At 65.9% G+C, this 10393-nt stretch carries 8 protein-coding genes and 1 tRNA gene; 2 read left to right on the forward strand and 7 right to left on the reverse strand.

The window, feature by feature from the left end; all coding sequences use genetic code 11:
* Window positions 1-7: 7 nt before the first annotated feature.
* From xdhB to uraH, 3 genes are read right to left on the reverse strand one after another with little or no spacing between them, the layout of a single operon-like run.
* Entirely contained in the window at window positions 8-2374 is a 2367-nt protein-coding gene (gene xdhB / locus B5M41_RS15585) for a xanthine dehydrogenase molybdopterin binding subunit (RefSeq protein WP_134650494.1), read from the reverse strand.
* Between the two features lie 4 nt (window positions 2375-2378).
* The gene (gene xdhA, locus B5M41_RS15590; RefSeq protein ID WP_134650495.1) at window positions 2379-3863 is read right to left on the reverse strand and encodes a xanthine dehydrogenase small subunit; all 1485 of its coding nucleotides are present in this window, start codon (window positions 3861-3863) and stop codon (window positions 2379-2381) included.
* Window positions 3864-3867: 4 nt separating this feature from the next.
* Window positions 3868-4233 carry a hydroxyisourate hydrolase gene (gene uraH, locus B5M41_RS15595; protein WP_134650496.1) on the reverse strand — a complete coding sequence of 122 codons (366 nt, stop codon included), beginning with the start codon at window positions 4231-4233 and terminating at the stop codon, window positions 3868-3870.
* A gap of 156 nt (window positions 4234-4389) precedes the next feature.
* Between uraH and puuE the strand changes: the two genes are divergently transcribed.
* Both puuE and B5M41_RS15605 read left to right on the forward strand, forming a co-directional pair.
* Entirely contained in the window at window positions 4390-5808 is a 1419-nt protein-coding gene (gene puuE / locus B5M41_RS15600; RefSeq protein WP_134650497.1) for an allantoinase PuuE, read from the forward strand.
* 112 nt (window positions 5809-5920) lie between these two features.
* The gene (locus B5M41_RS15605; RefSeq protein ID WP_134650498.1) at window positions 5921-6406 is read left to right on the forward strand and encodes an ureidoglycolate lyase; all 486 of its coding nucleotides are present in this window, start codon (window positions 5921-5923) and stop codon (window positions 6404-6406) included.
* Between the two features lie 69 nt (window positions 6407-6475).
* On the opposite strand, the gene B5M41_RS15610 is transcribed toward B5M41_RS15605, so the two are convergent.
* From B5M41_RS15610 to B5M41_RS15625, 4 genes are all read right to left on the reverse strand, one after another.
* Complete coding sequence (locus tag B5M41_RS15610; RefSeq protein WP_134650499.1) at window positions 6476-7768, reverse strand: NCS2 family permease; 1293 nt, start codon at window positions 7766-7768, stop codon at window positions 6476-6478.
* Window positions 7769-8032: 264 nt separating this feature from the next.
* On the reverse strand, window positions 8033-8491 hold the full coding sequence (locus B5M41_RS15615) for a YbaK/EbsC family protein (protein ID WP_134650500.1): 459 nt from the start codon (window positions 8489-8491) through the stop codon (window positions 8033-8035).
* A gap of 73 nt (window positions 8492-8564) precedes the next feature.
* A complete protein-coding gene (locus tag B5M41_RS15620) occupies window positions 8565-9965 on the reverse strand; it encodes a DUF2793 domain-containing protein (protein WP_134650501.1) in 1401 nt (466 codons plus the stop codon).
* Between the two features lie 181 nt (window positions 9966-10146).
* Window positions 10147-10223: transfer RNA gene (locus tag B5M41_RS15625), tRNA-Met, on the reverse strand.
* Between the last annotated feature and the right edge of the window lie 170 nt (window positions 10224-10393).

Raw genomic sequence — 10393 nt, forward strand, 5'->3', positions numbered from 1 at the left:
TATCCCCTCACACGTTTCCTGACGTCGCGCGCGCCGCCTTCAGCCGCTCGATGGCCATCAGCACGCGCTCGGGCGTGGCGGGCGCATCGAGGCGCGGGCAGATCGCGTGGCCAGCGACGCTCGCCACGGCATCCGACAGCGCATGCAGCACGGACAGGCCGAGCGGCAGCGGCGGCTCGCCCACCGCCTTGGAGCGGTGGATCGTCGGCTCATAGGCCTCCGACCAGTCGGTCAACGCGACGTTGAAGATCTTCGGGCGATCGGAGGCGAGCGGGATCTTGTAGGTGGAGGGCGCATGCGTGCGCAGCCGGCCCTTGCCGTCCCACCACAGTTCCTCCGTCGTCAGCCAGCCCATGCCCTGGATGAAGCCGCCTTCGACCTGGCCGATATCGATGATCCGGTTCAGCGACCGGCCCGTATCGTGCAGGATATCGGTGCGCTCGACGACATATTCGCCGGTCAGCGTATCGACGGAGACCTCCGAGCAGGCCGCGCCATAGGCGTAGTAATAGAAGGCGTGGCCGCGCCCCTTGGAGCGGTCCCAGTGGATCTTCGGCGTCTTGTAGAAGCCGGCGGCCGAGAGCTGCACGCGGGCGATGTAGGCCTTCCTCACGAGATCGTTGAAGGCTATTTCCGCATTTCCGATGCGCACCCGGTTGGGCAGGAACACCACCTGGTCGCGCGGGACCTGATGGCTTTCGGCGGCGAAATCGATCAACCGGTTCTTGATCTGGCGCGCCGCGTCCTGCGCGGCCATGCCGTTCAGGTCCGCGCCCGAGGAGGCCGCGGTCGGCGATGTGTTCGGCACCTTGGCCGTGGTCGTCGCCGTGATCTTCACCCGGTCGAGATCGATCTGGAACTCCTCGGCCACCACCTGCGCCACCTTCAGGTGCAGGCCCTGGCCCATTTCCGTGCCGCCATGGTTCATGTGCACGGAGCCATCCGTATAGACATGCACCAGCGCGCCGGCCTGGTTGGATTCCGTCTTGGTGAAGGATATGCCGAACTTGACCGGCGTCAGCGCGATGCCGCGCTTGACGATGCGGCTCGTCGCGTTGAACTCGGCGATCGCCTTGCGGCGGCCGGCATAGTCGGCGCTTTCCTCCAGTTCCGCGACGATGCGCTGGATGATGCAGTCCTCGACCTTCTGGTGATAGGGCGTGAGGTTGCGTTCCCCCTCCACGCCCATCGCGTCGTAGAAATTCAGCTTGCGGATGTCCAGCGGGTCCTTGCCCGTTGCAAAAGCGATCTCGTCGATGACACGCTCCGCGCCCACCATGCCCTGCGGGCCGCCGAAGCCGCGAAACGCGGTGTTGGAAACCGTGTTGGTGCGCAAGAGCGCGGTCTTGGCATGCACATGGGGGAAGAAATAGGCGTTGTCGCAGTGGAACAGCGCGCGGTCGCCGACCGGGCCTGAGAGATCGGCCGAAAAGCCGGCCCTGAGCGCGAACGTGTAGTCGACCGCGTGGATGCGGCCCTCCTCGTCGAAACCGATATCGTAGTCGATGGCGAAGTCGTGCCGCTTGCCGGTCGCCACCATGTCCTCGTCGCGGTCGAGCCGGAGTTTTACCGCGCGGTTCAGGCGCTTGGCGGCGATGGCGGCGAGCGCCGCGCACTGGTTGGCCTGGGTTTCCTTGCCGCCGAAGCCGCCGCCCATGCGGCGCACTTCGATGGTCACGGCATGGCTCGGCACGCCCAGCGCATGGGCGACCATGTGCTGCGTCTCGCTCGGGCCCTGGGTCGAGCAATAGACGAGCACCTCGTCATCCTCGCCGGGCACGGCGAGCGACACCTGTCCTTCAAGGTAGAAATGATCCTGCCCGCCGAGCCGCATGCGGCCCTTGATGCGGCGCGGGGCGCTTTCGAGCGCGCTGGCCGCCTCGCCGCGCTTCAGCGTCAGCGGCGGGAAGACCTGCGGATGGGTCGTGGCATCGAGATGCCAGATGTCGATATCGGCAGGCATTTCCTCATAGTCGATTTTCGCGAGGCGCGCGGCGCGGCGGGCCTGTTCGCGCGTCTCGGCGATCACGCAGAACACCGGCTGGCCATGAAACTGCACCTTGCCGGCGGCGAGCACGGGATCGTCATGCATGCCCGACGGCGAGATGTCGTTTTCGCCGGGAATGTCCGCATGGGTCAGCACGTCGACGACGCCGGGCGCGGCGCGCACGGCCGAAAGATCGATCAACCGGATTATGCCATGCGCGACGGTGGAAAGGCCAAGCCCGGCATGCAGCGTACCGGCGGGCTCGGTGATGTCGTCGATATAGACGGCACTGCCGGCGACATGCTTGTGTGCGGAATCGTGGCGTACGCTCGCATGAACGCCGCCATCGATCTTCTCAGCCTTGAGGTCGGGGGTGTGCTTGTTCATGGCCTCACGCAGCCTCGTATCTGGACACCTGGGCGGGCGCCGCGGCGGATGTCGTTTCTAGGAAGAACCGCATCAGCAGGTTCCTTGCGACCAGCGCCCGGTATTCGGCGGTGGCGCGCATGTCGGTCAGCGGCTGGTAGTCCTCGGCATATTTCGCCATGGCTGCCTCGACGGTGGCCTCGTTCCACGGCTGGCCGGTCAGCGCCGTCTCCACGGCGAAGGCGCGCTTCGGCGTGGCCGCCATGCCGCCATAGGCGATACAGATATCCTCGACCGTGCCATCGGCGGCGAGCGAAAGCCTGAACGCCCCGAGCGTGGCCGTGATGTCCTCGTCGCGCCGCTTGGTCACCTTGTAGACGGCAAACCGCTCCGCCGCCTTCGGCACGGGCACATGCACGGCCTCGACGAATTCGCCCGGCCGGCGGTCCTGTTTGCCATAGGCGATGAAGTAATCTTCAAGGCGGATGGTGCGCCGATCGGCACCCCTGCGCAAGGTCAGCGTGGCGCCGAGCGCGATCAGCGCGGGCGGCGTGTCGCCGATGGGAGAGCCGTTGGCGATGTTGCCGCCGATCGTGCCCATATTGCGCACCTGCTGGCCGCCGATGCGCGCAATCAGCGGGCCGAGTGCCGGGATCTGCGCGGACAATGTCTCGAAGGCCTCGCTGTAGGTGACGCCGGCGCCGATCGACACCGTGCCGTCCTGCACCGCGATCGACCTGAGCTCGTCGAGCCCGGCAATGAACACGACGGGCGTGATGTCGCGCATCTGCTTCGTCACCCACAGGCCGACATCGGTGGAGCCGGCGACCACGGTCGCGGTGGGTTCGGCGGCCAGCAGGGCGGCGAAGTCGTCAAGGTTTGCCGGCACCACGAAGCGGTTCCGGCCGGCGCCCATCTCGACACGCGCGCCGTCCTTCAACGCCTTGAGCCTTTCGATCATCGCGGCGCGCTCGGCAAGCAGCGGATCCCTGTCCGTACCGCCATAGCTGGAAATGGCGCGGGCGGCGCGCAGGATCGGCTCGTAGCCGGTGCAGCGACAGAGATTGCCTTGCAGCGCCGTCTCGATCTGCTGGTCGCTCGGATTGGGCGCCTCCATCCAAAGCGCATAGAGCGACATGACGAAGCCCGGCGTGCAGAAGCCGCATTGCGAACCGTGGTAATCCACCATGGCCTGCTGCACGGGATGCAACGTGCCGTCGCCGGCGGCGACATGCTCCACCGTCACGACGTGACAGCCATCGAGCGAGCCCATGAAGCGGATGCAGGCATTGACGCCCTCATAAACGAGGCCGCCGGAGGGAGTGAGCCGTCCCACCAGCACCGTGCAGGCGCCGCAATCGCCTTCCGCGCAGCCTTCCTTGGTGCCCTTGAGCAGGCGCGAGACGCGCAGCCAGTCGAGCAGCGTCTGGTCGGGCGCGACATCGCGCAGCGTCACATCCTGCCCGTTGAGGACGAAGCGCAGTTCGGAGCGGATCGTTGCGGCTGTCATGGCTCTAGCTCCCGCGATAGGTGGAATAGCTGAAAGGCGAAACGAGAAGAGGGACATGGTAATGTGCGTCCTCGTCGGCAAGCCCGAAACGGATCGGGATGATGTCGAGGAACAGCGGCCCGTCTGCGCTGCGGCCGAGATAATCGCCGGCATGGAAGCGCAGTTCGTAGGTGCCGGCCTTCATCGTCTCGCCCGAAAGCAGCGGTGCATCGCAGCGCCCGTCGTCGTTGGTCTTCGTCGTGCCGATGAGCTGCAACGCGTCGCCGTCCACCCGATAGAGATCGATGCGCAGGCCCTCTGCCGGCCTGCCGCGCGCCGTGTCCAGAACATGGGTCGTGAGCCGGCCGGCTCCTTGGCGATGAGACTGCATGTTACCCTCCCGAACACAATGCGCCTGCATTCACTATCTGTCAGCCCCAATCCGCTGAAAAGCAGCGAGATCGTTCGAGACTTTCAAAATTTCCGGGGAAATTACGCGCGCGGTTTTCGGCTAGACATGCGCCATACCAACCTTGGAGGAGCGTTCATGCGATATTGCCGCGACATGCATGGCCACGGCGAGACCCCGCCGGCAGCGCAATGGCCCAATGATGCGCGCATCGCCGTGCAATTCGTGCTGAACTACGAGGAAGGCGGCGAAAACTGCGTGCTGCATGGCGATGCGGCCTCGGAAGCCTTCCTGTCGGAGATCGTCGGCGCGGCGCAATGGCCCGGCCAGCGCCACTGGAACATGGAATCGATCTACGAATACGGCGCGCGCGCCGGCTTATGGCGCCTGCACCGGCTTTTGACGGAAAAGGACGTGCCCGTCACGGTCTACGGCGTGGCAACCGCCCTGCAGCGGTCTCCGGCCCAGGTCGCGGCCATGCTCGGTGCGGGCTGGGAAATCGCCTCGCACGGCCTGAAATGGGTCGAGCACAAGGACATGCCGGCCGACGAGGAGCGCCAGGCGATCGCCGAGGCGATCCGCCTGCACACGCTGGTGACGGGCGAGCGGCCGCGCGGCTGGTATACCGGCCGCTGTTCGGTCAACACCGTCGACCTCGTCGCGGAGGCCGGCGGCTTCGACTATATCTCCGACACCTATGCCGACGACCTGCCCTACTGGTACGAGCACGCCGGCCGCCAGCAGCTCATCATTCCCTATACGCTCGATGCCAACGACATGCGGTTTGCCACGCCGCAGGGTTTCAACAGCGGCGACCAGTTCTTCAGCTATCTCAAGGACAGTTTCGACGCGCTCTATGCCGAAGGCGCGGCCGGCAGCCCGAAGATGATGTCGATCGGCCTGCACTGCCGGCTGATCGGCCGCCCCGGCCGCGTCATGGCGCTCGCCCGCTTCATCGACTATGTGCAGAGCCACGACAAGGTCTGGATTGCCCGGCGCGTGGATATCGCCGAGCACTGGGCGAGGACCCATCCGCCGCAGCCCGCGGCCGAGCGTCCGTCGCGCATGGACGAGGCGACCTTCGTGGCGCGTTTCGGCGATATTTTCGAGCATTCGCCGTGGATCGCGCGCCGCGCCTTTGCCGGTGAGCTTTCGCCGGCCAACGACACGGCCATCGGCCTTGCCGCAGCCCTCACCTTCCAGTTCCGCGCCGCGAGCGACGAGGAACGGCTGGGCGTGCTCGTCGCGCATCCCGATCTCGCCGGCAAGCTGGCGCTGGCGAAGCGGCTGACGGCAAGCTCGACCGAGGAGCAGGCCTCCGCCGGGCTCGATGCGCTCACCGATGCGGAGCGCGACCGCTTCACCGCGCTCAACGATGCCTATGTGGCGAAGTTCGGCTTCCCCTTCATCATCGCCGTGCGCGACAACACCAAGGCGAGCATTCTCGCCGCCTTCGAAAAGCGCATCGCCAACGACCGCGACACCGAATTCGCCACCGCCTGCAAACAGGTCGAGCGGATCGCGCTGCTGCGGCTGCAAGCCCTGCTGCCAGGCTGACGAAGGTCTGGTATCCATAGGGCGACGGGGCACCTCCCCACCCCGTCGCCATCACATCCGGACGGCAATCGTGCCCGTCCGCATCTGGCCATTGCGCCGTGGGAGGAAAAACATGAAGACCATCGATATCCAGCCGCTGACCCGGGAGGCCTTCGCGCCCTTCGGGCAGGTCATCGAGCAACAGGGCGCGCACCGGTTCCCCATCAATGCGGGCAAGTGCACGCGCTACCATGACCTCGCCCATATCGAGACGACGGGCGAGAAGGCCCGCCCGATGATCAGCCTGCTGCGTGGCGAACCCTATCCGCTGCCGCTGGAGCTGGCCATGGTCGAGCGCCATCCGCTCGGCAGCCAGGCCTTCATCCCGCTCGGCGATGCGTCCTTCCTCGTGGTGGTGGCGCACGAAACCGTTCATGGCCCGGCCGATCCCATCGCCTTCCGCACGGCGCCCGGACAGGGCGTCAATATCGGCCGCAATGTCTGGCACGGCATCCTGACGCCGCTCGACGCCGTCTCCGATTTCGCCGTCATCGACCGCGGCGGCGAGGGCGTGAACCTGGAAGAGCATTTCTACGCCGAGCCGTTCCTCATCCGCTGACATCGGCACCAACCGGAAACGAAAAAGGGCCGCGTCGATGACGCGGCCCTTTTCATTTTGGCTGTTCGCCTACTCCGCGAAGAAGGCGAAGCGGATGATGAAGAGCACGGCGACGATGGCCGTTGCCGGGTGGATCTGCCGCCACTTGCCGGTGAAGAGCTTCAGCACCGCATAGCTGATGAAGCCGAAGGCAAGGCCGTTGGCGATGGAATAGGTGAAGGGCATGACGAGCGCGGTGATCGCGGCCGGGGCCGCTTCCGTCAGGTCTTCCCATTCCACCTCGGTCAGTTCGCGCATCATCAGGCCGGCCACGTAAAGCAGCGCCGGCGCCGTCGCGTAGGTCGGCACGGAACCGGCGAGCGGCGAGATGAAGAGGGCGGCGAGGAACAGGATGGCGACGACGAAGGCGGTGAGACCCGTGCGGCCGCCGGCCTGTACGCCCGAGGCGCTTTCGACATAGGCGGTGGTGCTGCTCGTGCCGATCATCGAGCCGGCGACGATCGCCGTGCTGTCGGCGAGAAGCGCGCGGCCAAGCCGGTTCGGCTTGCCCTCCTGGATGAGATTGGCGCGCTTGGCGACGCCGATCAGCGTGCCCGTGGCGTCGAACACCTCGACGAGCACGAAGACGAGGATGACATGCAGCAGGCCGCCATGCAGCGCACCCATGATATCGAGCTGCAGGAAGGTCGGCATGATCGACGGCGGGGCGGAGACGACGCCGCGGAATTCGCTGACGCCGAAGATCCAGGACAGCACGGTCACCGCGAGGATGCCGATCAGGATTGCGCCCTTGACGCGCAGCGCGTCCAGGACGGCGATGACGAAGAAACCGAAGATCGCCAGCAGCGGGCCGGTCTGCTTGAGATCGCCGAGGCCGACCAGCGTCGCGGGATTGTCGACCACGATGCCGGAGCTCTTCAGCGCGATGATGCCGAGGAAGAGGCCGATACCGGCGGCGATGGCGCTGCGCAGCGAATGCGGTATGCCGGCGATCAGCCAGCTGCGCACGCCCGTTACCGTCAGGATGACGAAGATGATGCCGGAAATGAAGACCGCGCCGAGCGCCTGCTGCCAGGTGAAGCCCAGGGCTGCGACCACGGTGAAGGCGAAGAAGGCGTTGAGGCCCATGCCGGGCGCCATGCCGATCGGCCAGTTGGCGACGAGCGCCATGACCATGGAGCCGAGTGCCGCCGCCAGACAGGTCGCGACGAAGACGGCATCCCGGTCCATGCCCGTGGTCGACAGGATGTCCGGGTTAACGAAGATGATATAGGACATGGTGAGGAAGGTCGTCAGACCCGCGATCACCTCTGTGCGCACGGTCGTCCCGTGCTCTTTCAGTTTGAAGAACTTCTCAAACATGCTGTTTCCCCCTGACGCCTCCGGCGTCACCGTAAGAACATTTCCGGGTCCAAGCTCCTCCAGCACCCCGGCTCCAGCCCAAGCCGCGCGACAGCGCAGCCCGGGCGCGCGACCATTCCGCGCCCGTGAACGGCGTCCGGCCGAAGGCGGGCACCAGGATCACGATTGTGTCATATTGCGATGTCCCGCGCCCCGATGCTAGCCGGCGATTTCCCCGGATTTGAGCGAAACTCTTTCACGGCCGGCCGGCAAGGCCGCGCCGTTTCACTCGCAAACGTCGACCCATTCGGCGTTGACGAGTGCGGCCATGCGCTCGGGCGCGATGCGCACCGCCGCATTGGTGGCGCCGGCGGCCGGCACGACCTCCGCGAAGGCGCTGAGCGACCTGTCGCAGTAAACGGGCAGGTCCGTCGGCAGGCCAAAGGGGCACACGCCGCCCACCGGATGGGAGGTCGCCGCCACCACCTGCTCGGCATCCAGCATGCGCGGCTTGGCGGCGAAGCGGTCCTTGAACTTCCGGTTCGAGAGCCGCGCCGTTCCCGCCGCGACGATCAGCACGATGTCCTCGCCGACCCGCGCACAGATCGTCTTGGCGATCTGCGCCGGCTCGACGCCATGCGCCTCTGCGGCGAGCGCCACGGTCGCCGAACTCTGCTCGGTGACGATGACGGCGATATCGGGGGCTTTTTCGGCGAAGAAGGCGCGGACGGATTCGAGTGACATGGCCAATTCATAGCCAGCCCGGCGGCCTCAAGGCAAGAGGCCGCCGGGTTGCAGTGCAGGCTATGTTTCGGGATCAGGCATAAATGCCGCCCGCGGGGTTCGTGCCGGCGGTCGAGCCCGGCAGAAAGGTCGTCGCCTTGCCGAAGGTGTTGATCACCCCGTTGGTGTCGGCGATGTACCGGCTTCCCGTGGCGCTGCCGACGACGGTGGCGCTCGACAGCGCGATCGTGCCGCAATGGCTCGTGGCGGCGAACTGGGTGAAGGCGGGCGTGCCCGTCAGCGTGAAGGTGCGCCCCGTACCCGAGAGAGAACCGCCGCCGCCGATATTCATGTGACGCCGCGCGCCGCCGGTGATCGTGTAATTGTCCTCCAGAAGGATCTTGCAGGGATTGTCGCAGAAGATGTGGTCGGCATTGGCGCCGACGGCGCCGAACTCCATCCTGCCGATGCGCAGCGTCACGCCATTGCCCACGGAAAGCGCATGGATGAGATCCGTGGTGATGGTGATCCTGAGGCCCGAGACCTTGGCATGGACACCATTGGCGAAGGACAGGCCGCCTGTCAGCACGACGGAAGCGGGCGTCGTCTCGTTCCCCCGGATCGTCAGCCGGCCGTTGCCGAGAAGCGGGCGGGAAACGCTCGCGCCCGCATGGGTGCCGTCCGCCAGCTGGATCGTCACGTCATGGCGGGCGCAATCGAGCGCCAGCGCGGTGTCGATCGCCTTCTGCAGCGTGGCGAAGGGCGCGCTGGTCGACAGGCCGTCATTGCCGTCGCTGCCGGCCGGTGCGACGTGGTAGGTGCGGTCGGCCGTCAGCTGCTCGCGCAGGCCCTGCGCGCCGGACGGGAAGGCAGGCCGTCCCGTCGCGGGATCGATGACGATCGCCTGGCGGAACGTGGCGCCGTCGGCGCTGACCTTGATGCTGAAGGCATCGTTGCCGGCCAGGCCCATCTCGGCGCGGCCGGACCAGGCGGTCTGATAGAGAAGCGAGGCCGTGTCGCCGACCGCCGCCTTGTTGATCTTGAGCTGGTGTCCTGCGCCGGTATTGGTGAAGAGGGAGGCGGGCGCGGCGACGGCCAGCCGGTTGGTCGCGTCCGCAGACGTGTTGATGCCGACCTGGTCGGGAATGGCGACGGCAAAGGCGGCCACCATCCAGCCGCCCGCCTTGAAGACGAGCATGCGGTTCTCGTCAAGGACATGGGCGAGCCAGCCCTCGCGCGGCGCATAGAAGGCCCAGGCGTCGTCCTGCCACGCCGCCACTTGGGTCTCCTTTCCGCTCCAGACACCCGTCGCACCTGCGGGCACAATGTAGCGGTCCCCGCCGGTAGGGTTTTCAGGCGGGGCCGTAACGGCGCGGCTCAGCACCGCCAGATGCAGCATGGCGTCGAGCGCGCGGATCGCCTCGTTATGCGTTACGTGTTTCTGTGCCTGGGAGGGCAGGATATAGGGGAGGTTGAGGTTATCGGTTTTGTCCATGTCGTCGGTTCCTGTTTCGGGGAGGACGATTATGGGGCTGCTGCCGAACACGGGGACGATACGGGGCTTTTTACGTTACAGGAAAGAAACGGCTGCCTTGCCTGGTGGCGACATGCGTGGGCGCTTTCCGGCCCAAAACGACAAAACCCCGCAGGATTTCTCCGTGCGGGGTTTTTTGATTTGGTTGCGGGGGCAGGATTTGAACCTGCGGCCTTCAGGTTATGAGCCTGACGAGCTACCGGGCTGCTCCACCCCGCGTTACCCGGTTTTTGCCGTTAGGCAAAATACCGACCGATTTTTGCCGGAGGCAAAGATCGTATTTCCGGTCCGGTTTTTGCCGGAGGCAAAATACCGTTGTATTTCAGCAACCACACATCCGCTGCCTGGAAAGCATAAAGGCCGCTTGAAGCGGCCCTTTGGTTTCGGCA

The sequence above is a fragment of the Shinella sumterensis genome (assembly GCF_004514425.2).
Lineage (GTDB): Bacteria > Pseudomonadota > Alphaproteobacteria > Rhizobiales > Rhizobiaceae > Shinella > Shinella sumterensis.

Coding starts and splice junctions, on each gene's coding strand:
- xdhB (WP_134650494.1), bottom strand. CDS start 2,374: ATGAACAAGCACACCCCCGACCTCAAGGCTGAGAAGATCGATGGCGGC.
- xdhA (WP_134650495.1), bottom strand. CDS start 3,863: ATGACAGCCGCAACGATCCGCTCCGAACTGCGCTTCGTCCTCAACGGG.
- uraH (WP_134650496.1), bottom strand. CDS start 4,233: ATGCAGTCTCATCGCCAAGGAGCCGGCCGGCTCACGACCCATGTTCTG.
- puuE (WP_134650497.1), top strand. CDS start 4,390: ATGCGATATTGCCGCGACATGCATGGCCACGGCGAGACCCCGCCGGCA.
- B5M41_RS15605 (WP_134650498.1), top strand. CDS start 5,921: ATGAAGACCATCGATATCCAGCCGCTGACCCGGGAGGCCTTCGCGCCC.
- B5M41_RS15610 (WP_134650499.1), bottom strand. CDS start 7,768: ATGTTTGAGAAGTTCTTCAAACTGAAAGAGCACGGGACGACCGTGCGC.
- B5M41_RS15615 (WP_134650500.1), bottom strand. CDS start 8,491: ATGTCACTCGAATCCGTCCGCGCCTTCTTCGCCGAAAAAGCCCCCGAT.
- B5M41_RS15620 (WP_134650501.1), bottom strand. CDS start 9,965: ATGGACAAAACCGATAACCTCAACCTCCCCTATATCCTGCCCTCCCAG.